This is a genomic window from Hymenobacter crusticola (genome assembly GCF_002154225.1).
In the GTDB taxonomy this organism is placed as follows: Bacteria; Bacteroidota; Bacteroidia; order Cytophagales; family Hymenobacteraceae; genus Hymenobacter; species Hymenobacter crusticola.
Window position 1 is genome coordinate 144229 of sequence record NZ_MTSE01000012.1, and the last position, 23344, is coordinate 167572.

Consider the following 23344-nt stretch of genomic DNA (forward strand, 5'->3'; position numbering starts at 1 on the left):
AAGGCAGCAACGTGTAATGGAAATCACGCCAAATAGAGCAGCAACGTTTTTAGCTAGTCTGCACCCCCGCAACAACGCCCAGCGCTTGTTCATGGTGTTTATTGGGGTGTTAATGGTGAGTGGCGCTGGAGTCATCCTTACCAACTCCCTGGCGTGGCTAGGTGTGCCCGCGGTCCTGCTCGGCATTATTGTGCTGCTAGCCGACTGGCGCTGGGTGTATTATCTACTCCTGCTGACCCTAGCTTTCACGCGCGAGATTTCGCTACCCGGCGGCTTGAGCATGGACGTGCCGTCCGAGCCGCTCATGCTTATTCTACTTGGCTGCTTCGGCGTGAATGTTCTGCTAGGACGCAGCGGCATTGCGGCTCGCTATTGGGCGCATCCGCTGGTCATCATCCTGGGCTTGATGCTGCTGTGGGCCAGCGTGTCGGCATTTTCGTCGGTCGATTCTACCAAATCCATCAAATACCTGCTGGCTAAGACGTGGTACATCGGCCCGTTCGTGTTTGTTACCTTGAACATCGTGCGCCGCCCGGCTGACGTGTGGCGCTTAGTGGCCTTTTACGTGGTTGGTGCCTGCTTTACAGTAGTATACACCGCCATCCGCCATGCTGGCCACGGTTTTGCCTTCGATGCCATCAACCCTTCTATTCAACCCTTCTACCTCAACCACGTAATCTACGCGGCGGTGCTGGCGCTGCTGCTTCCGTACACGTTCTATGCGGCTCGCTCCACGCCATCCGCTCTAAAACGCACCGTTTGGAAAGCAGCGCAGTGGCTGTTGTTGTTTGGGGTGCTGCTCTCCTACACGCGCGCCTCTATTATGGCCGTGCCGCTGGCGGGCTTTTTCTACCTAGCTATTCGGTGGCGGCTGACGGCGTTCGTGCTGATCGGGGCGGCGGTGGCGGCGATCAGTGGCGCGCTCTACTTCGTGCACCAAAACAACTACATGCTGTACGCGCCCGACTATGAGAAGACGGTCTTCTACGGGAAAGACTTTGAGAAGCACTTAGAGGCTACTTATAAGCTCGAAGACCTTTCCGGCATGGAGCGCCTCTACCGCTGGGTGGCGGCCGCGCGTATGATCAGTGAAAAGCCCATTACCGGCAGTGGCCCGGCTACCTTCTACCCTGAGTATAAACGCTATACGGTAAAGAGCTTCCGTACTTACGTCAGCGACAACCCAGAGCACTCCACGACGCACAATTACTTCTTGCTGCAGCTAGCAGAGCAAGGGCTACCGGGTTTTCTGCTCTTTGCCACGCTGATGTGCACCGCCTTGCTGATGGTACAACGCCTGTATCACCGCAGTCACTCGCTCGAAAACCGGCGCGTGGTGCTAGCAGCAGGTCTGTCGCTGTTTATCATCATCTTTCACCTGCTGCTGAACGAGGTTATTGAAGTGGACAAGATCGGCTCGTTCTTCTTCATCGGCCTCGCCATCCTGATGCGCGCCGAAGAATGGATTGAACATGAGGCTGAGTCATTAGCTCCTAACGATTCGGTGCGCATCGGATAACTCACCCATGACCTAGGCGCTACGCTCCTATTTAAACCGGCAGCTCAGGATCGTAATGTCGTCGGAGAAACTGGCGCCTTTCGTGTTAAACTCTTTGATTGCGTTTAGCAGCTCGCGGTGCAGGACGGGCAACGGCAAGTACTTGTTCTGCCGCAGAAAAGCTAGCACACCTTCTTCGCCAAACTCGCCTTCCGCTTCATCGAATACTTCTGTTAGGCCATCGGTGTAGGTAAGCAGTAATGAGCGCAGGGGCACCTGCACCCGGTGCGTGTGCAGGAAGGGCAACTCTTCAAAAATACCGAGCATAGTGGTGCCTTCCGACAGCAGCTGGTGCTCATTATCGTCGGAGAGCAGGATGGCAGAATTGTGGCCTGCATTCACATACTCTAGCTCGCGCGTGGCGCGGTTGTACACCCCGAAGAAAGCGGTGATAAACTTCTCCGACACGGCGTTGCGGTAAATCAGGTTGTTCAGCTCACTCACCACCGTACCTAGCTCAGCTTGCTGCCGCAGCAAGGTGCGCAGTCCGGCCTGGAAGTTCGACATCAGCAAAGAAGCTGGAACGCCCTTGCCAGATACGTCGGCGACGCAAAACAGAAACCGTTGGGCATCAATAGGAACCACGTCGTAGTAGTCGCCCCCGATGGCGGTGTGCGGCACGTAGCTGGCATGCACGGCCACGTGGCTGTCATTGGGCAAGTTGCGAGGGAAGAGCATGGTCTGCACTTCCTGCGCAATTTCAATTTCCTTCCGAATGGCCGCTGCTTCTACCCGTTGCCGGGCCAAGCGCCGGTTCTCAATGGCCCCGATCAGGATGTTGCTGAGCGTTTCCAGGAACTTGGTTGCTTCCTCGTTCACGTAGTCCTCGTGCACATTGCCAATGAGTACGTAGGCAAGCACTTCCCCATTGGTTACCACCGGAATCACCATTTCCAGCTTCTCCCATTCCCGGCTCAACTTCAGGCTAGCTACCGCGCACGGACTGCCGGTACAGCTTTGCTCTACTACTTCTGGTAACGGGATGCGCCGAAAATCCGGCAGCCCAGCCCCAAACGAAACCACGCAATGCCAGTTGTTTTCCTCTTTCACGTACAGCACCAACCGGCGAATATTGAGCTGCCCTAGCAAGGTGAATTGAAAGATTTTATACAGCGAATCCTCGGTCGGATCGAGGTTGATGGCTTGGGTGATTTCCAACAAAGCATTCAACTCTCTTTCTTTTAAGAACAGCCTCTTTTCGGGTGACACAGCGTGCGGAGTAGACATAGGGAGAATCGGCCGTAGCGTTAGGGAATAGCTAGATCTGCTATCCAATAACCAACTTTTTAAACGATAAAGAACAATCCTGCTGGGTGATGCGTGCCTACGTGCGGCAAGTTAGCAAGCTAGTTAACGCTTGCGGGCAGGCGGCGTTTACTCGCTGAGCAGGGTTTTCGGATCATACGCATCCCGCAATCCATTGCCGAGCAGATTGAAGCTCAACACCAGCAGGCTGATAGCAAGCCCTGGCAGCAGCGTAAGCCACAAGCCGGCTTCCGTCCCGAGCAGCTGAAACCCTTCGTTGACCATCAGTCCCCAAGAGGGCGCGGGTGGCTGCACGCCGAGGCCTAGGAAGCTCAAGCCTGCTTCTAACAAAATGGCCGCCGCAAAGTTGCTGGTTGCAATTACGATGAGCGGGCCCGTCATGTTGGGCAATAAGTGCCGAACAATAAGCCGCGTTTGCGATAAGCCAAGCACACGTCCAGCTTCAACAAAGGTCGCCGCACGCAAACTCAACATCTGCCCCCGTACCACACGCGCCACATCGACCCACATGGTGAGGCCCACGGCCACGAAAGAAGTCCAGACGCCTTTGCTGTCCAGCGCCAGCGAAATGGCAATAACCAGCATGATGCCCGGAATGCTCCACACCACCGTCATCACCCCAAGCAGCAAGCTATCGACCCACCCACCCACGTAGCCCGCCAGTGCCCCCACGGCCATGCCTAGCACCACGGAAATCAGCACCGCCACTAGGCCAATTCCCAAGGAAATTCGAGTTCCTAACAGCAAACGGCTCAGCTCATCGCGGCCCGCTTTGTCGGTACCGAGCCAGTAGGTGCGCTTGCTGATGCGCTCCTCCGCAATGGTGCGCATCAGCGCGGCCCGCGGTCCGGCATGGCCGACGAGCTGCGCCAACGCATACTTTCGGGGCTGATCAGCCAATGCGCTATGATTTCGATAAGGCGCCACCTCCACCGAATCGCCGCGAAACTGGTAGCTGCTAATGGGCAGCTCTTGGAAGCGCGACTCGCGGCCGCGCCACCAGATAACGAACGGGTTGTCGGCGGTGGCTGTGCGCGTGGAGTCGGCCAGCGGCAGCCGCAGGATTGTAGCCGTAAAGCCCGGCGCCTGCTTTTGCAGCTGCACTATGCCGTTGTTGGCTTCCGGCGAGTTATCGGGCAGAATCCAGTAGCCGGCTAGCGCGACTAGCGTACACAATACAATAAACGCCAGCCCGGCCATCGCGGGCCGGTTCTGCAGTAGCCGTTGCCGGATGTAATAGCTCGGCGGCCGGGCCGGCGGCAGCACGGGCGCGGCCGCCGGCCTAGGAGCAGAAACGACGGTGCTCATAGCTAGCGAGAGTTGTGCTCTAGCAAGCCGGCCTTCGTTGCCAAAAAGTAGCAGTCGCGGACGATGGCACCGAAAGAGGTCGATTCGTACGCTTGCTCGGTATCCGGATCGGGGTAGAAGCACTTCACATAGCCTTGCTCTAGCAGCTCGCGCAGATGCTGTTCTAAAGCGGTTGGTGAGAGCTTGGTACGCTGAACTAGGTCACGAAACGGAGTGACAAAGTATAATTCATCAAGAATATCGAATTCGGGGTCGGTCACGGTGGTAGGTAGTCGGCGGAACTAGACAAATGTAGCGCGGGGCGGCGGGATTTACGAACAGGAGCGTCGCAGGCAACCGTTAGTAAGCGATAACGCCAGTCGTAGCAACGGAGACAGACGTGCGGCTTTCCACTTCCAGATACTTCAGGATGTTTTTGATTTCTGCATCTGAAAGCTGAAAGCTAGGCATTTGTTGCTGTTGGTATTGATTGAACAGCTTTACGGCGTATTCATCACCGCTGGCTACCACTTTGCTGGAGTTCTTTACCCACGGAACAAGCCAGGCGACGGGACGACGCTTGGTGATATCGTGCAGAGCAGGCCCTACTACTACGTCGTTTACCGCGTGGCATTGGGCGCAGTTGCCTTTGAATAGTGCGTTTCCGGCCGTTACCGCAGCTAGGTCTTCTTGCGATAAGGTATCCGACACCGCAACCACGTGAGCTTGCTGAGACAGCGAGTCGTTTGCCATTGCCGTGGTATCGAGTACTACCGCCTCACTAAACGGGGTTTCCTGCGTGTCGAGCAACCCCGTACCCGCCAGCACCACCACCCCTACTAAACAGACCAGTAATACAAGCAAAAAGGACAGCATTCCGAGGGCAAATTTTGACATAGCAGTAGGAGGTTTGGGTGTGTGGGCTGATACCAGAAAAGTACCAACCGCCCATCACAAGCTCAACGATCTGCACGAATTTATTTTACCCTTCTTCCCTTCCACTCGTAGCCCCCACGCAACCCTAATAGCCCAGTCGCCAACGCGTATGGCGCGTAGGCTAGCTGCAACACGGGCAGCCAGCGCAGCCACGGCTGTCGCCGGAAGAATCCTAGTACGGGCAGCAGAAACCATACGTCGGCACCTAGCTTCACACCCCACGCCGCTAGGACAAGCGGCCAACCGTGCGGTAACCAAAACAAGCTAACCAGCCCCGCAAACAGCCCGACATTAGCCAGTAGTACCAGCACAGCTAAGCGGCGCGGCGCAGCTTGCTCGTAGTGTTGCCACTTGCTGGCCCAGCGCACCCGCTGCCTAAGCAACGCCCGGAGCGTAGGCTGGGCACTCGTGCGCACAATGGCCGCAGCTTCTTTCAAGAAGTGAATCCCGGTCGGATACGCCGCGTGCAGCTTGTGCAGCAGAAACTCATCATCGCCGCTGGGCACGTGGGCATTGCCAGCAAAGCCGTGCACGGTGTAGAAGGCCGCTCGGCGGTAGCTCAGGTTGGCGCCGTTGCACATGGTGGGCCGACCTAGCCCGATACCAGCTGCCCCAACCCCGACCAGCGCCGCCAGCTCGACGCCTTGTAGTGCCGCCAGCATCCCCTGCCCAGTGAGCAGCACCGGCCCGCTGGCAAACTGCGCCGTATGGTCGGCTGCTACGGCGGCATGCGCTTCCAGCCACCCCGGCGCAACCCGGCAATCGGCGTCGGTGAGGACTACCCAGGGCGCCCGGGCAGCCGCCACGGCGGCTTGTACGGCCGCTTTTTTGCCGGTTGGTTGTTGCGGCAAACTAGCTAGCTGCACCAAGCGAAGAGCAAAAGGGCTAGCCAACGCAGCTTGTTGTACGATAGCTGGCGTAGCGTCCGTAGAATGGTCGTCTACAATGATCACCTCCGCGCTGCCTCCATCCATTAGGTAGGTTTGCTGACTTAGGTCGGCGAGCAGGCACGGCAGGTTGGCGGCCTCGTTGCGGGCGGCAACAATCACGGTCAGCGCAAAGCCATCCGACTTATGCACCTGCCTTGCCGGGGCTGGCTGTAGCGCCGGGAGCTGTTGCCAGGCCCGGCAGAACCGCACCATGGCAGCTGCATACACCGCCGCCGGCCCTAGCACTGCGGCACCCAAAAGTGCAAGTGCCACGCTCATGCTACCATGCGTGGCTTCGCCGCTTTTTTCTTGCGAAATATTTTTAAACGCAAAACAAACAGCAACCCCGCTGCACTTGGCAGCGCAATATTCAGCACCCACAAGCTTAAGCTAGCACTCAACACAGGCAGCGCCGATTGTCCAAGTAAGCCAAATAAGTGCGTAGCCGACAGTTCTCGCACACCTACGTCGGCCAAAGCATTGAGTGAGGGCACCAACGATTTCAGCAAAAAGGTGCCAGCAATAGCCGCGGCGCCCGGTCCAACCGGTGCCTGTGCTCCATAAGCGAGCAGCAACAGCCCAAACTGCCCCCCGAATACCGCGTAGCGCAACGCCGACAACAGCAGCACCGCGTGCAGCGCCCGCGCCGAATACGTCGGCATCACGGCTAGGTAAGACCGGAAACGGCGCAGAGGCCGCACCAACGTCAGAACGGCGAGCAGCAGCTGGCTCCGGTAGAGCGGCAACAACACGGCCGCGTTGAGCGCCAGCGCGGCCACCGTCACACCTAGCCCCGAAGCCGGGTAACCCCGCAAGTAAAAGGTCAGCAAGAAGTACAGCAACCCCCAAGAGCCCGCCAGTACCGTTACGACCAGTTGGCAGTAGCGCCCCAAGAAAACGGCACCTAGGGCATCAAGCCGACGACTTTTCAGCTCGATAATACGCCCGGCATAATCACCCACGCGGTTGGGGGTTATAAACCCAAGGGTTAGCCCAACGAGCACGGCCCGAAAGCTCCGCTGAAACGAAACCGGCTCTAGGTGCCGCGCCAGACGCCACCACTTCCACGCCTCCAGGCCCCAGTTGACGGGCACCAGCGCCAAGGCCAGCAGCACGGGGCCACGACCCGCGCCGCTCAGGGCAGAGGCCAACAGCGCCCGCCAAGCGGCGGCCGTATCGGGGGCGGCAAACACGGAGTGGTAGAGCAGCCCGAGCGTGAGCCCCGTCACGAGCAGCTTGCCCGCCACCACAAGCAGCCGCCGGCGCGAGGTCAGTTCCAAGTTTCGTGTGTAGATTTGTAGTAAATGGCTGTTTATCCCGCGTCTCCGCTTGACCTTCCAAAACTCATTATGGGTGTCGACCCCGGCACTCAAATAATGGGCTACGCCATTATCGAGGTCACCGGCTCCAAGGTCGAAGTGCTGCGCTACGACGTGATTAACATGAAGGCGCTGGGCACAAATCACGCCGTAAAGCTAAAGAAGATCTTCGATCGGATGATTGAGCTAATCGAGGAGTTTCTGCCCGATGAGCTCGCCATCGAAGCGCCTTTCTACGGTACTAACGTGCAGAGTATGCTCAAGCTAGGTCGGGCGCAGGGGGTGGCCATTGCGGCTTGCCTTTCCCGCCAGATTCCGTACGTAGAATACGCCCCCACCAAAGTAAAGCAATCCGTAACAGGCTCGGGGTCTGCTAGTAAAGAGCAGGTTGCACACATGCTACGCCAGACGCTGAAGCTGCCGCCGCTCGAAGAAGCACCCAAGTTTCTGGATGCTACCGATGCCCTAGCCGTTGCCCTGTGTCACCACTATCAGAAAGGCAACAACCTCAAGGCCGGCGGTAAGAGTTGGGGCAAGTTTCTGGCCGACAACCCCGAACGCCTGGCCAGCGCCACCACTGCCAAAAAGCCGACAAAGGCAAAATAATCTAAAAGCTAGGTTCTCCCAGCCATTGCATTGACCACTTGAGCACGCAAAGTGCAAAACTGGTTGGACTATTGCGTGGTAGCCGTTTCACCGACTTACAGTTTTTGTAAGTCGAACCTAGCTTTTTATGAAACGCCAACTCGTCCGTTCTACCTCCCTCAAAGCTGTTGGCTACGATGCCACGGCCCAATTACTAGAAATCGAATACCGCAACGGCCGCCTGATCCGCTATGTGGGCGTTGCGGAGCCCGTGTACCAAGCGTTAGTAGCGCTGCCTGGCAAGGCGCTTTTCGTGGAGCAAGTACTGGAAAAGAACAACTACGAACGCGAGCAAGTGCGGTAATGCAGGGAGTATTACTGCACTTCAAAAATTCCTCTATCGACTTGCAACTTTCTGCCGATTAGCGGGCTCTGAGGTAGAGACGCGTTGTGTGTAGCACCCTACGCAGCGCGTCTTTATCTCCCTCCACCTTATGCTAGTTGTCCTATGAAAAGAGTCGTTACGTATCTGTTTGGTTGGGCTTTGCTGCTGGGCATGACGGCCTGTGCCGAGTCGGACGAATCCGAGCCCAACCCTAGCCCCAGCTTTGTCCGGAGCTCTTACTACGGGGAGTATAGCTACTGCCCATCGCTGGTATCGCGCACGACATTAGAACAATCAGTTGCTTCGATACCAGCCCGTGCGATGCACAACACGGGTAAGATCTATCTGCTGGGCAACTATTTATTTATCAATGAGCGCTACGAGGGGATTCACGTTATTGATAATCAGGACCCCAAACACCCAAGAGCTATTAGCTTCTTGCGTATTCCCGGTAACATCGATATGGCGGTCAAGGGCAATTTGCTCTACGCCGACAACGGGCCTGACTTAGTTACCATCGACATTAGCAACCCGCAGGACGTGCGCCTGGCAAGCCGCGTGCGCAATGCATTTCCGGAGCTGCCCATGCCCGCGGACTATTACCTCAATTCAGCTTGCGCAGAGTACAACCGCCCGGCGAATACGATTGTTGTAGGCTGGCAGAAAATCAAAAACAACGCCTCAACGGCGAGTTCTGGCCCAATCTGGTTATTCGATTCCAGAAACATCTTCACCTTAAATTCAGCCTCTGGCGCAGCTTATAATTCGGCGCCCAACCCAACAGGTAAAGGCGGTTCGATGGCGCGTTTTGCGGTGCTAGGCCAGAGTCTCTATACCGTCGACAACAACAGCCTGCGCCTGTTTGACTTGACCGACCCCGCTCACCCGGCTGCCGGAGTAAAAATCCCGTTGTCGTTTGGCGTTGAAACGATCTACCCCAAAGATCACTATCTGTTCCTAGGTAGCCAGCGTGGCATGTACATCTTCGATGTTGCCACGCCCCAGGCGCCCAAGCAACTCTCATACATTCAGCACTTCATGAGCTGTGACCCGGTAGTAGTCGACGACCGCTACGCTTACGTGACGCTACGAAGCGGGCGGGCCTGCGGCGGGGCCACCATCAACGAGCTGCAAGTAATTGATCTTGCCAACCTAAGCCAACCGCGTATCGCCCGCACCTACCCCATGACGGGCCCGCAAGGTCTCGGCGTCGACAACAACCTGCTATTTGTATGCGACTCCGACGGGTTGAAAATCTTTGATACTAGCCAGTCTCCCATGCTCACTCAGAAGCAGCAGTTTTCAGTCAACGTCGTGGATGTAATTCCAAACCAAGGGGTTCTGATGGCGATTGGCGCCGATGGCTTGTACCAATACAGCTATACCGGCACCGAGCTTAAGCAACTGAGCAAGCTATCTATCTCACGCGCCGACTAATGAGTAGCAGCCAACGAAAGGCTTCGGCACGCCGGGGCGCGCGGCTGTTGCCTTTATTGCTAGGCGTAAGCTGGCTGGCCAAAAGCCAAAGCCTAGTTCCTAGCAACTCTCTGGTTATCAAAGTAGTGCCGCAACATCTAGTGATGAGCGGCTACTGGGTGGAAGTTGAGCAACGCCGCAACCAGCATCCACGGCAAAGCTTCACGCTCACGCCTCAGCTGTACCTAGGGCCTCTTGGCCACCCCGATAGGCCGCGCTACTATGCTGTTACCTATTGGCCCTCAATAGAAGCGCCGCGGGAAAACGAAAAAGTACGCGGATTTGGCTTGCAAGGTCAGCACCGTTTTTACCTAAACCCTTCTCAGAAAGCGTCTTACCCCTCGGGTCTGTACGTGAGTTATGGGCCTCACCTTCAGATTTTTCAAATCGTTTATGACAAGCGGGAGTGGCACGAAGTACAGAAGCCTAACGGCCTCACGTACCAAGAATACGTATTAAAAAAGCACAGCGCGACTATCAGCCGCTACGGGGCAAGCGTGCAAGTGGGCTATCAAGCCCCTTTAGTACCGGGGCGTGTCTCCCTGGATTTCTACGCGGGGGTGGGGCTACGCCAGAGCAATAGCCACGACTCCAAGACGGATAGCCAGTACCGCACCGGCCGCTCCGATTATGCTCACCGGGGCTGGTATTTTCCAGGTGGCGTGAAGGTTGGGGTCGCCTTGCGCTAACCTTGGTCGCAGAAAAGCTAGCCTCTCCCGTGGGAGAGGCTAGCTTTTTATTTGCTAATCATTTAACTCGATTTCTCCTTTCAAGTACGTCACGGCGTGGCCACTGATCAGTACCCGGTCGCCGCGCAGCTCGCACCACAGGTCGCCGCCACGGGACGACACCTGCCGGGCGAAGAGTTCTGTTTTGCCGAGCCGCTCGGCCCAATACGGAATGAGGGTAGTATGCGCAGAACCCGTCACTGGGTCTTCGGGCACACCTACGCGCGGCCCGAAAAAGCGCGATACAAAATCTACCCCGTTGCTGCCGGGCGCCGTCACAATCACGGCTCGGTATTCTACCTTCACCAAGTGCAGCTGGTTGGGTTGGATAGCGCGCACTTCTTCTTCGGTGTTAAACACGGCTACCAAATCGGGCCCAGCCAATAGGGAAACGGGGATAGCACCTAGGCCATCGAGCAAGCCTTCGGGATGCTCCGTGAGCGGCTTCGGGGGGCGGCTTGGGAAGTTCAACGTCAGGCGGCCATCGGCCTGCCGCACACGCAAGGGGCCACTTTTCGAGTGAAATACAATCTCTTCGCCCTTAAAATTGAGGTGCCGCAACAGCACGTGCGCCGATGCCAGTGTGGCATGTCCGCACAGCTCGACCTCAACGGCGGGCGTAAACCACCGCAAGTCGTACTCGTTGCCCCCGCGGGGCACGAAAAAGGCTGTTTCGGCAAGGTTGTTTTCGGCGGCAATGGCCTGCATCGTTTCGGCGGGCAGCCACTCGGTGAGGGGGCACACCGCCGCCGGATTACCGGCAAAAACCCGGTCGGTGAAGGCATCTACTTGATAGAGTGGAAGAAACATAAACTAAGATTAGTAGGGTGGAAAACGTGACGATACAGCACCGGTTGGCACATACCTAGGGGATAGGAGCATCGGCCGGGCGCCTGGCCGAAAGTACGGACGGCATTACAAAAGGCATTCTGCTTATATTCGTCGCGAAGCGAAATAATTATTTGCGGCCCGGCGCAACCCCTTCCAGCGTAGCTTGGTCATGGGTGCGGAAGGCTTTTGCTCCTAACTCCTACTTCCGTCGCTTCCGTTGCCTGATGCCGCCAGCACTCGACGCTATTCTGGAAGGTTGCCGACGGGGTGAGCCGGCGGCCCAACGCGCCCTATACGACGCGCTGGCTTACCGGCTCATGGGGGTGTGTTTGCGCTACTGTCCCTCGCGGGTAGAAGCGGAAGATGCGTTGCAAAATACTTTCGTGAAGCTTTTTACCCACCTCGACCAATACCGAGGCCAAGGCCCGTTTGAGGCCTGGGCCCGGCGCGTCGCCGTCAATACCGCCCTGACTACCTACCACCAATCCCGGCAGCGTGGCCTGCAAGTAGAGTGCGACGAAGCCTTGGAAGTGCCCGACACGGAAGGCTCATCCTTGGACCAACTCGCCGCTGACGATGTGTTGCGCCTGCTGCATTCCTTACCCCTTGGCTACCGCACCGTGCTCAACCTTTACGCCATCGAAGGCTACACCCACGCCGAAATTGGGGAGTTGCTTGGCATTTCGGAAGGCACTTCCAAATCGCAGTTGTCGCGGGCCCGGCGTTTGCTGGAAGAACGACTCTTGGCTAACGACAAGTTTGAACTGAAATGATGGACCCCAACTCCGACGAACTCTACGAAGAGCTGCGGCGCAAGCTAGCCGACTACGGCAGCCAGCCCTCGGAAGAGGTGTGGGCGGCCATTCGGCAACGGGTGCCCGCAGCACCCACGCCGGCGCTGCAGGTACGGCGCCGGGTGCGACGGAGGACGGTAGCAGCCAGCTTGCTTTTTCTGCTACTCAGTGGGGTGTTGGTAGCCCGCTATTATTACCAGGTCAAGTGGTTTACTCAGGACCTATCCCCTACTGCACAGGGCCCAATGGCGACAACTACACGTGGTTCGAAAGTACCACGGCCGTCGGCGGCACTGCCGGGCGGCGCAGCTCCGGTAGCCACTACACCGCCTGCCGATCGAGCCATTGCCTTGAACGTGCAAAGGAATGGCTCACCTCAGCGCGAAGCTAGCTCGGCGGCGCTCCAGAATAGCTCACAGACCAACCCAGAACCCCACAGTGATCTTCGAGCCAGCCAAGACCTAGGTACTGCGCAGCCAACAAGGCGGGCACTCGATGCAACTGCGCCGGGCGTAGCGCTGGCAAAATCAAAGCAAAAGCAGGCAGCTAGAGCTGCTTCTGGCAAACAAACAAGTTCTTCAGAAACAGCCGCGCAGCTGCGTAGTTCAGTGGCTGATGCCAGCCAGACGCCGGCGCTTGAGCGTTCGGGCGAAGCTGCCCGCACAACGTCGTCAGCCCCTTTGCTTCCCGACCGAACAGCAAATGCCCAAGTGGGTGCTTCGGAGTCAGAACTTGCACTGCTTCAGTCGCTGGCCGTGTCGTTGGCGTTGCCGGCGGTACAAACGCCCCTCGTGATGCCGGTGCCGAGCCCGCCCACTTTGCCCCCACCACCTGCGCCCGTAGGTTCCCGTTTGGCCGTGCAGTTGCTGGCCGGGCCGGCGCTATCGTACCGGTACCTAGGTCGGCCGGGCAGCGATACACTTACCAACGCAGTAGAAAAGCTGGAGCGGCCGGCTGAAAGCTATTCGGCGGAGCTAGGGGTGACGTATACCCTTACGCCACGCCTCACCTTGCTCACTGGCCTAGGGTACACGGAATATGCCACGCGCCTCGATCTTACCGTGAAGCAACCGGTGGTAGTATACGCTAGCTTCCAACGGCCTGTGTTTCAGTATACCAATGGCAGCTTCAACACGCTCTATGTGCCTGATTCGGTTGCTAGTGGTGACACTGAAGCGGAGCAGCACGTACGTCACCGCGACGTTTACCGCTTCGTATCTGTGCCGGTGCAGGTACAATATCAGCTGGGCACGGCGGGGCGCTTTGGTTACGGCCTGCTACTTGGGGCGTCGGCCAATCTGTACCTAGGTGGGCGCACCACCCAAGCAAGCGGCTGTGGCTGCGAGCAAGACAACTGGCACTCTAGCGGCAGCCCTTTCCGCTTGGTCAGCGTAGGGCTTACAGCGGGCACCACGATCAGCTATCGTTTGGCCGAACGCTGGCGCCTGAATTTGCAACCGACCTTCAACTACTTACTCACCCCACTTGCCCAGGATCAAACCCGTTCGGCGCGCCACTTGCTCTCGGCAGGTATGCGCACCGGAGTATCGTTTGATCTGCGGTAAACTTATTCCCACCCTATTCGCCTTGCCTTTTTCTCTCCCCATGAAGCAGTACTTGCATTGGCCCTCTCGCATGGTAGGCGGATTGCTGCTGCTCGCAGCTTGCAAAAAGGATTCGGACCTACTCGTCGTTGGTTCTAGGCTAACAGACCAAAATACCCTAGCTACATTCGTGGCGGTGCACGGGGCGCCGAAGCAGCTCTTCACGCTCACTGCTGCGGCCGATAGCTTTCAGTTCAAAACGGTGCAAGGCAATACGCTGGCCTTGCCGGCCAATGCCTTTGTGCTTCCCAGCGGCATGCGCCCCAGCACGACTCCCATCAGCATTGAGTACCGAGAAATTACCAGCAAATCGGATATGGTGCTAAGCGCGCTGCCTACTACGGCGGGCGAACAGCTGCTAGAATCGGCCGGCGAATTTTACTTGAAGGCCAAACAAGGCACCACCGTGCTGCATCTCAATCCGGCCGCCCAACTTCGCTTGTCTTTCCAAAATCCACGGCTTTCGGGCGGCTCTACGCTGCGACTATTCTACGGCACTACCATCAAAACGCTGTTTAACTGGTTGCCCCAGTCCAACGCCGATTTCGCTTCAACGGTAAGCCAAGACAGTGTACCTGGCCGGCCGCGCTCCTACCACATTCGCCTGAATAATGACAGCCTAGGGTGGGTAAATTGCGGACGCGTGATTACTCGCACGCCTCAAACAACGGTGAAAATAGCCGTGACGGGTGAAGAGGTGCAAGACACGAACACAATGGTATTCCTGGTCTTTAAAACCCTAAATTCAGTAGTGCGCGCCTACGCCCTGGGCGATAATACCTTTGCAGCCCCCAACGTTCCGGAAGGATTACAAGCCACTGCCGTCGTGCTCCGCAACGTAAACGGAACGTACTACCTAGGTCAGCAAACTGCTTCAATCGGCGCTAATCAGGTTTTTAATCCAAATATCTCAGCCGTGAGTGAAGCAACAGCAGTGGCAGCTATCAAAGCCCTGTAAAAACCAAGAGCCGCTTCGGGGAAGCGGCTCTTGGTTAAGAAAACCTAGGTCCAGTACTGAATAGGTGCCTGGGGGAAGCGCCGCTGCCACTCCTCGTAGAAGAACTGCTTCATGGAGCGCATGTCTTCGGGTTGGTACACGAACTTGGTGCCACCAAACTTATTGCGCTTCACCGCGCGCTTGGCCTCGTCGAAGTCGAGGCTGGTATTGGGGTACCACTCCATCAGCACATCTTTGGAGCCCGGCGTGAAGCGGTGCGTGATGAACTCCACCGTCAGGTCGCACGGGAAGTCGATGACCTCGGCAATGCGGTCGAGCAGCGCTAGGTAATGCTCGCGCCAGTTCGGAATCTGCATGATGGGAGCCAGGATGATACCTACGGGGTAGCCGCCACCCCCTAGCTCATGCGGCAGCGCCAACTTGCGCAACGCCTGCAACCGTGCTTCTACCGATGCCGTGCCGCCTTCCATGCGCCGGGCAATCTGCTCGGCGTTCAGGCTGATACGGGCGCGGGTGCGGCCATGGTGCGGCAGGTCGAGCAGCGAATCTACTTGGTTATACTTGCTCACAAAGCGCAGCTGAGCACCTTCGCGCGTGCCGTAGTAGCGAATACACTCCTCTAAGCTACCCGTCAGGTGCTCAATGCCGAGCACGTCGGTGTAGCAGCTCACCTCGAAGCTCGTCACGCGGCCGGGCTGCTCATACTGGGCTGTATTGCGCAGCAGCTCGGGCAGGTTAGCATAAGCCCGCACTACCGGCGGCCCTTGCAGGCTACCCGCTAGGTAACAGTATTGGCAGTGCGCAGGGCAGCCCTCAGCTAGGTTCATCTGCCAGTCGGCGGAGGGCGGTGTGGGCTGCAGGCGGAAGTTGCTCGGCGGCGCTTTTACCACCGCAAGTGTGTTCTTGGCGTTACGGTAAGTTTCGCGCTCATCGGCGCCACGCAAACCGGTAATACGGTTGCTCTTCAGCACCTCTACTGGCAAGCCCTGAGCCGTGATCCGCTCGTACATCTGCTGGCCAAACTCCTCGGTCAGCGCGTCGGGGGTGAACAGCACACGCTTCGGCAACCACACCCGTGCGGAGTGAGTTAGCGGCTGCGGCGCGGGGGCCACGGCGGGGCTAGGAGTCAGAACAGGTAACTCTTCAAAAAGGGATGTTTGGAGCATCGGAAGGCGTTTTTCGGCTGTGTATAGGTAACACAGCGGGTGCACGAATAGGTCCTTTGCGAGCGACTTTTGCGGTATTTTATACCATTTATTCTTGTTCATTATCAATCACTTACGCTCTTGCATATTCGTGCATAAGACCTAGGTAGCTGTTTTGATTTATGCGTTAAAAGGCTAGCTTGAGCAGCTACATAACACACCTATTTAGGAGTAGCTTTTACCTATTTACTTCCGCTTCTGGGCGGTACTCCACGCCACGCAATTATCTTGCGGACACCCGTGCAGCTTGCTTTTCGCGTAGAGCTGTTTTCACAACCGCCTTACGCTTACGGCTGAGCGGGGTACCTAGCCTCGTGTGTACTCTACCGTTCTTCTTTTCATGAAAGCTCTCCTTCTCATCGACGTTCAGAATGATTTCGTGCCCGGTGGCGCCCTAGCCGTGCCCGAAGGCGATCAAATCATTCCGCTGCTTAACCAGCTACAACCTAGCTTCGACTTGGTGGTAGCAACCCAGGACTGGCACCCACAAGCGCACAAAAGCTTTGCTTCCAATCACGAGGGCCAGCAAGTATTCAATAAGATTGAGCTGCACGGTCTGGAGCAGGTGCTGTGGCCCAACCATTGCGTGCAAGGCACGTCCGGCGCCGAGCTGCACCCTGCCCTAGATACCAGCCGCGTCGAGGCCATCTTCCGCAAAGGTACCAACCCCGAAATCGACAGCTACAGCGGCTTCTACGACAACGGCCACCAAAAATCTACCGGCTTAATAGACTACTTGCGCGGCAAAGGTGTGACGCAGGTGTATGTGGCCGGCCTAGCTGGCGACTACTGCGTGTACTTTTCCGCCAAAGATGCCGTGCAGGCCGGCTTCGATACCTTTTTGATCGAAGATGCTAGTCGTCCGATTTCGCCGGAAGGTTTCGAGCAGGCCAAGCAAGACTTGCACCACCTAGGTGGCCACGTGGTGCAAAGCAACGCAGTGCTAGGAGCCTAGCTTTCTTTTTTGCCCCTCGCCATTATGCTCGACCCACAGGTACCGCTGATTCTCACCCTAGCTCTCGACGAGCAAGCCACAACCTTTTTCAACGACTTGCGCCGGCAGCACTTCCCGGCCAACCGCAACTACCTGGATGCCCACCTGACGCTATTTCACCACTTACCCGGTGCCCGCTTCGAGGAACTAGCGCAACAACTTACGGCGCGCAGCCACGTACAGTCTCCCTTGCAGCTGCACGTAGCTGGCGTGCAGTTTCTGGGCCAAGGCGTGGCCTACTCGGTGCAAAGCCCTGAGCTAGAAGCCCTGCACCGGGAGCTGCAAGCCTTGTGGCTTCCCGACCTAACGCCCCAGGACCGGCAACGGCGCCGGCCGCACGTAACGGTGCAAAACAAAGTACGGCCCGATGCGGCCCGCGCTCTGCACGAGCAGCTTACGGCGGAATTTGTACCCTTCGAGGCGGTCGGTACGGGCTTGCAACTATGGGCGTACCGGGGTGGCCCCTGGGAATGGCTCCGCACGTTTGCCTTCACCGCCGAAGCTCAACCTACCAGCTAAGCGTCCTCAGCACAGGCAGTAGTGCTGGCGCTGAAGGCTAGGTTGGGCGGGGCTTTCTACTCCCAAGATTACTTTCTACATATGCTTCCCGACCTTTTGGACTTACCAGTGCCACTTGAGCAAGGCCTGTACGTATCAGGCACCTTAGTCAGTGGTTTGCTAGGTGGTTTGGTGCTCAAATGGATAGTGTTTGCGGCGCTACGCGCTTATAACCGGCGCACCGATGCGCCCCTGGCGACCCACTCCTTCGCACACCACTTGAGCCGTCCCAGCGCCTTTTTCCTTCCCGTTTTGGTGCTGTCGTTTGTGCTGCCACTGGTGCCGTTGGAGCCAAAGCCCCTCGAAGTGTTACGCCGTTTCGTAGAAACAACCCTCATTGCCACGTTTGCTTGGGTACTGATTCGCGCCGTCGATGTCATTGAGGCCTTAGTACGGCAGCATTATCAACTGGCCGAAGGCAACAACCTGCGGGTACGTAAGCTATTCACGCAGTTACAGTTCGTGAAGAAGCTAGCTGTCACGCTGATTGCCATTCTGGCGGTGGGGCTTATCCTGATGAGCTTCGCGACGGTGCGCCGCATCGGGACGGGCTTGCTCACATCGGCGGGTATTGCCAGCGTTATCATTGGTTTTGCAGCCCAGCGTTCTTTGAGCAACTTACTGGCCGGCTTTCAAATTGCTTTTACGCAGCCCATCCGGCTAGATGACGTGCTGGTTGTGGAAGGCGAGTGGGGCCGAGTAGAAGAAATCACGCTAACCTACGTGGTCGTGCGCATCTGGGACGAACGGCGCTTGGTGCTACCACTCAACTATTTCATTGAGAAGCCTTTCCAGAACTGGACGCGCACTACGTCGCAGCTGCTGGGCACGGTATTTCTGTACACTGACTACACGCTGCCGGTGGAAGCAGTGCGCGCGGAACTCAAGCGCCTTGTGGAGCAAGAACCGTTATGGGACCGGCGCGTGTGCGTGCTACAAGTAACGGACTCGAAGGAACGGACCATGGAGCTGCGCGCGCTCGTCAGCGCTTCCGACTCCAGTCGTACGTTCGACTTGCGCTGCATCGTGCGCGAGAAGTTGGTAGCCTTTATTCAGCAGCATTACCCCGAAAGCTTGCCCAAAACTCGCTCCCTGGTGGCCGCCGCCGATCAGCCGTTCACGCTCGCCAACCTAGCTTCGGATGAAAGCTAGGTGCAACGCCGTGCTAGCCTAGGTCCGGACTTTTGCCTCCTGGTCGGCCACAAACTGCTGTAGCAACGACCGCAGCTCGTCGGATGCATTGTGAGCCCGCGGCAGCAGAAAATTTCGCTTGCTAGGGTCAACATAGCCCGCGATGTACACGAACTCCGACATACTCACGGGCACGAAGCCCATGCTCCAGTCTGGGAACACGCGGCGCTCCACGGCCCCATCTACCAGCGTGGCAACGGCCGTGTGCCTAGGGTCCCGCCGGATTTTTTCGTATAGATCCCGGACGGCACCCTCCTCCCCTTCCAGCACCTGCAAAATCATCCCCTCGCTGTAGAGCAGGATGCCCGTTATTCGAAGGTCATGGTTCGTTGCGCGGGCTTGTAGCAAGATGCTTTTCAACTGTTCATCGCTCATGGCACTAGTTGCCAAGCTTGTATACAGAATCTGATGTACCGTCATTTTTAGAAACAGGAAGCATGCGAACAGACGGGTTAGTTATAATCTGCGCGCAAACACATCCGCAAACTACCCAGGCAATTTACGTGTACCCCAAACCGCCGAGTTTGTTTCCTTTTACGCCGAAAATCTGCAAGCCAGCCTTTTCAGCTTTTAAGTAAGCTGTATTCAATAAAAGCACGTAAAACCAACTTATCTCACAAGATAACCACCTGGCAATTAGCAATTATGCAAGAAACTTTGCTTTTAGATAGATGCACATTGAAGATTGCAACGTAGTTTGGCAGGTTGAAAGGCCATCTGTTAGCTTCCACCGTTCTGACCAGCCTAGGACGAAGCCTGTATTTGCGTACGTTTTTTCCGAACAAGATTCTCCTTTTTGATGTTCAACGTACTTATTTGGAGTCACACTAAAGCGCATGAGCACCAGCGATAATTCTTCCACTTCACGTCCTGATGTAGTCCTGATCGGGGCGGGCATTATGAGTGCTACCTTGGGCGTTATGCTCAAGGAGTTACAACCTGAGTTAACCATCGCCGTTTTCGAGCGGCTCGACGTAGCCGCCGCCGAAAGCTCCGACGCTTGGAACAACGCCGGCACCGGTCACTCAGCTTTTTGCGAGCTGAACTATACCCCGGAAAAGGCCGATGGCTCCATCGATATTTCGAAAGCCATCGGCATCGCCGAATCCTTTGAAGTATCGAAGCAATTCTGGTCTTACCTGGTCCAGAAGATCGACTTCAAAACCCCGCAGAACTTCATCAACAGCATTCCGCACATGAGCTTTGTGTGGGGCGATGCCAACGTGAACTACCTCAAGAAGCGTCGTGAGGCGCTAGTGAAGTCGCCCCTATTCAAGGGGATGGAGTACAGCGAAGACCACCAGTTGCTACAGCAGTGGATGCCGCTGGTAATGGAAGGCCGTAACCCAGCCGAGAGCGTAGCCGCCACGCGTATGGAAATTGGTACCGACGTAAACTTCGGTGCCCTTACCCGTGGCTTGTTCAACATGCTCAAGGAGCAACCCGGGGTAAGCTTCCATTTCAACCACGAGGTAACCAAGCTGCGCCGCGACCCAGATGGTGCTTGGTACGTGAAAGCCAAAGACCTAGGTACCGGCGAGAAGGTTCGGGTGCACAGCAAGTTTGTTTTCATCGGGGCCGGGGGCGGTTCACTGCCCTTGCTCATCAAGTCGGATATTCCGGAGGGCAAAGGCTTCGGCGGCTTCCCCGTGAGCGGGCAGTGGCTGAAATGTACTAACCCCGACGTTATTGAGCGGCACCAAGCCAAGGTGTATGGCAAGGCTAGCGTAGGCTCGCCGCCCATGTCGGTGCCCCACTTGGATACGCGCATGATCAACGGCAAGCGCGAGCTGCTGTTCGGGCCCTACGCGGGCTTCAGCACCAAGTTCCTGAAGCAAGGCTCTTTCCTAGACCTACCTTCTTCGATCAAAACGGGCAACTTGCGGCCCATGCTTATTGCGGGCATCAAGAACATCCCGCTGACGCGCTACCTGATCAACCAAGTACGGCAGTCACCCGCCGACCGCCTAGCCGCGTTGCGTGAGTACATGCCCAATGCCAACGGAAAAGACTGGGAGCTGGAAGTTGCCGGCCAGCGCGTGCAGGTAATCAAAAAGGACCCCGTGCAGGGCGGTGTGCTAGAGTTTGGCACCGAGGTGGTGAGCGCCTCCGACGGTTCTATTGCAGCCTTGCTAGGTGCCTCACCGGGCGCTTCCACAGCCGTGAGTATCATGGTTAGCCTGATCCAGCGCTGCTTCAAAGACCGGGCTACTTCACCCGAGTGGCAAGCCAAGTTCAAGCAGATGATTCCGTCATTTGGGCAGAAGCTAAACGATAACCCGCAGCTGTGCGAGCAGATTCGCAACAACACCAGCGAGGTGCTAGGCCTGAATGTGAATGAGCCGGTATAACAACGCTTGATTTGCTCAACTATTCCCAAGTAAGAACGGCCCCGAGAACGATGTTTTCGGGGCCGTTCTTACTTGGGAATAGTTGAGCAAACAAGGTTCACTGAATGATTATCAGCCCCACCTTGAAAACCTTGGCTAAGCTAGGGAGATGCCCCAGATGGCTGTAAAGCGCTTGCGTAGATCTGCGTGGCACAAAGCATCACGCAGGCCGCGGGTTTGAGCAGCCTAGCGCTAGGTGAGTGCTGAGCGGCGACTTTCACTACTATTCGGCCTTGGCCTTGCATAAACCTGGCTGGCAGTGTGTAGATTTACTAAAACTGGCTGGTAGCGCTTTTCAGCAAAAGCTAGCCATTATACTCCTTTCTTTAAGGGCAGCGAAAGTACTTTTCCTCCTGAGCATTCGTTTACTGCTTGCCCACTTACCCGCTCCACTATGCCCCCAGCGCTACCCCATTCTACCCTATTTATTACCTCTATTCTCTCCCAACCTATTGCGAAGCCTAGCCCGCCTCCTAGCAACTGGTATTTAGCTAGATGGGCACGACCGGCCACTGGCTGGTTGCTGGTGCTCCTCTTGCTGCTGAACAGCAGCATCACGCAGGTCCTCGCGCAAACGGCACCGCCCGACTGTAGCCAGGATGAGAAGTTCATCAACACCTGGTATTTCGGCTACAAGGCGGGATTAAATTTCAGCCAAGCCACCGATTCCATTCCGCCCGCGGTACTGCCCGATAGCAGGATGTCGGCACCCGCCGGCTCCGGGATAATGTCGGATGGCACGGGTAACCTGCTCTTCTACAGCAACGGCGATACCATCTGGAACCGGGACCACACCATCATGGCCAACGGCACTGGCCTAGGTGGTAATCGCCTTGCCACCGATGGCCCCTTGGCCGTTAAGCAGCCGACGCCGCTTTCAACGCCTACTGGCGGACCGACTCGCTACATTCTTTTTACGCAGGATGCGCAGGGCGGCCCCAAAGGCTTGAGCTACTCCGTCATTGAGATTCCCACTGGTGGGGGGGCCGGCACGATCATTACCAAGAATGTTCCCCTCGCCCGCGGCACCACGGAGAAGATGACGGCTGTGTTTGACAAAAACGGCTGCGACATTTGGGTTATCGTGCACGGCTGGGGTGCTGCGACCTCGGGCAATGACAACCGAGGCGACGCTTTTCTGGCGTACCACGTGACGGAAAACGGCGTTGTGGCCAACCCCGTGATTTCGGCCGTTGGGTCTTTGCACGCGCCGAGCGTGGCGGCCCAGGGCTACCGCGGTCAAATGAAAGTATCGCCCAACGGTGAGCAGTTGGCCGTGGCCCGCTTCAGCGAAACCGTGGGCGACAACAGCAGCAGCGTCGAGCTGTTTGCTTTCAATGCCGGTACGGGCGTGGTTAGTGGCGCTCGGACTATCGACAGCGGAGACGGTGGGTACTACGGCGTTGAGTTTTCGCCTAGTCGCAGTCGGCTCTATGCTACCGTGCTAAGCCAGCCCCCTCTAGCACCTCAGCCTCAACTACTACAGTATGATTTGACGGCCGCTACGCCGAGTAAGTTGCTTATTCTGCTCAAGCAAACTACTCCCGTCAACCTAGGCTCCCTACAGGCCGCCCCCGACGGCAAGATTTACGTGGCCCGCGAAAACCAGCCGGCCCTAGGCTTCATTCCCTACCCCGACTCGTTGGGCGCCAGCGTAGGCTACGCCGACGACAGCTTAGCACTGGGTGGCCGCCGCAGTGGCCTAGGTTTGCCCAACTTCAACCAAAGCTCGTTGCTGCGAGCTGGCTTTGGAGGGCAGTCCACGGGTTGCCAGGAAATAACGTTTACTGCTTTCTCTCCCGTTCGCAAACCGCAATCTTACGCTTGGAACTTTGGTGACCCTACCTCCACTAACAACACCTCATCGGACTCCATTCCTAAGCACGTTTTCACGTCGCCCGGTAACTACGTAGTTACGCTACGCATCACCAATTTTTGCTTTTGCCGTGAAGTCCAACTTCTGGTTCCAGTACCTGGTGCGCCTACGCCGGGCAGCATTGCCGCTAATCAGACGATTTGCGCCGGCTCCGCGCCGGCGCCGATCACCAGCACGGCTTCGGCTGGGGCTGGCACTGGGCAATATACCTACCAATGGCAATCGTCGCCGGATAATACCCCCTCCTCCACCTGGACCAACATCCCGGGCAGCGGCACCTTGGATTTTGCGCCGGGGCCGCTGTTTACCCCAACCTACTTCAGGCGTTTGGTAACGTCAGGTTTCTGTGGTCCGGATACCCCCACAGAGCCCGTCTTTATTAACGTTCTTCCGGCACTGAAAGCGGGCGCTATCGCCGCTGACCAGGAAATTTGTTTGGGTAATACCCCTAGCCGGCTCACCAGCACAGCTGAC

Annotated in this window: 22 protein-coding genes; 13 read left to right on the forward strand and 9 right to left on the reverse strand. The window is 57.0% G+C overall.

Features of this window, described 5'->3' with window-relative positions; all coding sequences use genetic code 11:
- The first annotated feature begins 16 nt into the window (after positions 1–16).
- A complete protein-coding gene (locus BXP70_RS19680) occupies positions 17–1519 on the forward strand; it encodes an O-antigen ligase family protein (protein ID WP_086595831.1) in 1503 nt (500 codons plus the stop codon).
- Positions 1520–1546: 27 nt separating this feature from the next.
- Here the strand turns inward: BXP70_RS19680 and BXP70_RS19685 are convergent, their stop codons facing one another.
- The 6 genes from BXP70_RS19685 to BXP70_RS19710 form a co-directional block, all read right to left on the reverse strand.
- A complete protein-coding gene (locus BXP70_RS19685) occupies positions 1547–2785 on the reverse strand; it encodes a PP2C family protein-serine/threonine phosphatase (RefSeq protein WP_086595832.1) in 1239 nt (412 codons plus the stop codon).
- A gap of 147 nt (positions 2786–2932) precedes the next feature.
- The gene (locus tag BXP70_RS19690) at positions 2933–4132 is read right to left on the reverse strand and encodes an ABC transporter permease (protein ID WP_086595833.1); all 1200 of its coding nucleotides are present in this window, start codon (positions 4130–4132) and stop codon (positions 2933–2935) included.
- 2 nt (positions 4133–4134) lie between these two features.
- Entirely contained in the window at positions 4135–4392 is a 258-nt protein-coding gene (locus BXP70_RS19695) for a helix-turn-helix domain-containing protein (RefSeq protein WP_086595834.1), read from the reverse strand.
- Positions 4393–4471: 79 nt separating this feature from the next.
- Positions 4472–5008 (reverse strand): c-type cytochrome, encoded by a 537-nt coding sequence (locus BXP70_RS19700; RefSeq protein ID WP_245849692.1) that lies wholly within the window; start codon positions 5006–5008, stop codon positions 4472–4474.
- 80 nt (positions 5009–5088) lie between these two features.
- Entirely contained in the window at positions 5089–6255 is a 1167-nt protein-coding gene (locus BXP70_RS19705; RefSeq protein ID WP_086595835.1) for a glycosyltransferase, read from the reverse strand.
- Positions 6252–7256 carry a lysylphosphatidylglycerol synthase domain-containing protein gene (locus tag BXP70_RS19710; protein WP_086595836.1) on the reverse strand — a complete coding sequence of 335 codons (1005 nt, stop codon included), beginning with the start codon at positions 7254–7256 and terminating at the stop codon, positions 6252–6254. Before BXP70_RS19710 ends, BXP70_RS19705 begins: the two co-directional genes overlap by 4 nt.
- A gap of 69 nt (positions 7257–7325) precedes the next feature.
- Between BXP70_RS19710 and ruvC the strand changes: the two genes are divergently transcribed.
- The 4 genes from ruvC (at position 7326) to BXP70_RS19730 (ending at position 10430) form a co-directional block, all read left to right on the forward strand.
- Positions 7326–7901 carry a crossover junction endodeoxyribonuclease RuvC gene (gene ruvC, locus BXP70_RS19715; protein WP_245849693.1) on the forward strand — a complete coding sequence of 192 codons (576 nt, stop codon included), beginning with the start codon at positions 7326–7328 and terminating at the stop codon, positions 7899–7901.
- A 127-nt stretch (positions 7902–8028) separates the two neighbouring features.
- Positions 8029–8244, forward strand: coding sequence for a KTSC domain-containing protein (locus tag BXP70_RS19720; protein ID WP_086595838.1), 216 nt, complete (start codon positions 8029–8031; stop codon positions 8242–8244).
- Positions 8245–8388: 144 nt separating this feature from the next.
- Positions 8389–9702 carry an LVIVD repeat-containing protein gene (locus tag BXP70_RS19725; RefSeq protein WP_086595839.1) on the forward strand — a complete coding sequence of 438 codons (1314 nt, stop codon included), beginning with the start codon at positions 8389–8391 and terminating at the stop codon, positions 9700–9702.
- 125 nt (positions 9703–9827) lie between these two features.
- A complete protein-coding gene (locus BXP70_RS19730) occupies positions 9828–10430 on the forward strand; it encodes a DUF3575 domain-containing protein (protein ID WP_218779825.1) in 603 nt (200 codons plus the stop codon).
- 54 nt (positions 10431–10484) lie between these two features.
- Here the strand turns inward: BXP70_RS19730 and BXP70_RS19735 are convergent, their stop codons facing one another.
- Complete coding sequence (locus BXP70_RS19735) at positions 10485–11279, reverse strand: PhzF family phenazine biosynthesis protein (RefSeq protein ID WP_086595841.1); 795 nt, start codon at positions 11277–11279, stop codon at positions 10485–10487.
- 245 nt (positions 11280–11524) lie between these two features.
- Between BXP70_RS19735 and BXP70_RS19740 the strand changes: the two genes are divergently transcribed.
- From BXP70_RS19740 to BXP70_RS19750, 3 genes are read left to right on the forward strand one after another with little or no spacing between them, the layout of a single operon-like run.
- Complete coding sequence (locus BXP70_RS19740; protein WP_086595842.1) at positions 11525–12073, forward strand: RNA polymerase sigma factor; 549 nt, start codon at positions 11525–11527, stop codon at positions 12071–12073.
- Positions 12070–13659 (forward strand): outer membrane beta-barrel protein, encoded by a 1590-nt coding sequence (locus BXP70_RS19745; protein ID WP_143436588.1) that lies wholly within the window; start codon positions 12070–12072, stop codon positions 13657–13659. The genes BXP70_RS19740 and BXP70_RS19745 overlap by 4 nt, the downstream gene beginning before the upstream one ends.
- A gap of 40 nt (positions 13660–13699) precedes the next feature.
- A complete protein-coding gene (locus tag BXP70_RS19750) occupies positions 13700–14656 on the forward strand; it encodes a hypothetical protein (RefSeq protein WP_086595844.1) in 957 nt (318 codons plus the stop codon).
- A 44-nt stretch (positions 14657–14700) separates the two neighbouring features.
- Here BXP70_RS19750 and BXP70_RS19755 read toward each other — a convergent pair whose 3' ends face one another.
- Positions 14701–15822, reverse strand: a complete 1122-nt coding sequence (locus tag BXP70_RS19755) for an SPL family radical SAM protein (RefSeq protein ID WP_394334998.1) — start codon at positions 15820–15822, stop codon at positions 14701–14703.
- A gap of 379 nt (positions 15823–16201) precedes the next feature.
- On the opposite strand from BXP70_RS19755, the gene pncA reads away from it, so the two are divergent.
- The 3 genes from pncA to BXP70_RS19770 all read left to right on the forward strand — a co-directional run bounded on the left by pncA (position 16202) and on the right by BXP70_RS19770 (position 18565).
- Positions 16202–16816 carry a bifunctional nicotinamidase/pyrazinamidase gene (gene pncA / locus BXP70_RS19760; protein WP_086595845.1) on the forward strand — a complete coding sequence of 205 codons (615 nt, stop codon included), beginning with the start codon at positions 16202–16204 and terminating at the stop codon, positions 16814–16816.
- 9 nt (positions 16817–16825) lie between these two features.
- Positions 16826–17374, forward strand: coding sequence for a 2'-5' RNA ligase family protein (locus tag BXP70_RS19765; RefSeq protein ID WP_218779826.1), 549 nt, complete (start codon positions 16826–16828; stop codon positions 17372–17374).
- Between the two features lie 81 nt (positions 17375–17455).
- Complete coding sequence (locus BXP70_RS19770) at positions 17456–18565, forward strand: mechanosensitive ion channel family protein (protein ID WP_086595860.1); 1110 nt, start codon at positions 17456–17458, stop codon at positions 18563–18565.
- Positions 18566–18583: 18 nt separating this feature from the next.
- On the opposite strand, the gene BXP70_RS19775 is transcribed toward BXP70_RS19770, so the two are convergent.
- On the reverse strand, positions 18584–19024 hold the full coding sequence (locus tag BXP70_RS19775; protein WP_086595847.1) for a BLUF domain-containing protein: 441 nt from the start codon (positions 19022–19024) through the stop codon (positions 18584–18586).
- A gap of 416 nt (positions 19025–19440) precedes the next feature.
- On the opposite strand from BXP70_RS19775, the gene BXP70_RS19780 reads away from it, so the two are divergent.
- Together BXP70_RS19780 and BXP70_RS19785 are read left to right on the forward strand one after the other, a co-directional pair.
- Positions 19441–20955: a malate:quinone oxidoreductase gene (locus tag BXP70_RS19780; RefSeq protein ID WP_086595848.1), complete on the forward strand. Its 1515-nt coding sequence runs from the start codon at positions 19441–19443 to the stop codon at positions 20953–20955.
- A gap of 433 nt (positions 20956–21388) precedes the next feature.
- Positions 21389–23344 (forward strand): PKD domain-containing protein (locus tag BXP70_RS19785; protein ID WP_143436589.1); only part of this gene is annotated, 1956 nt, incomplete at its 3' end.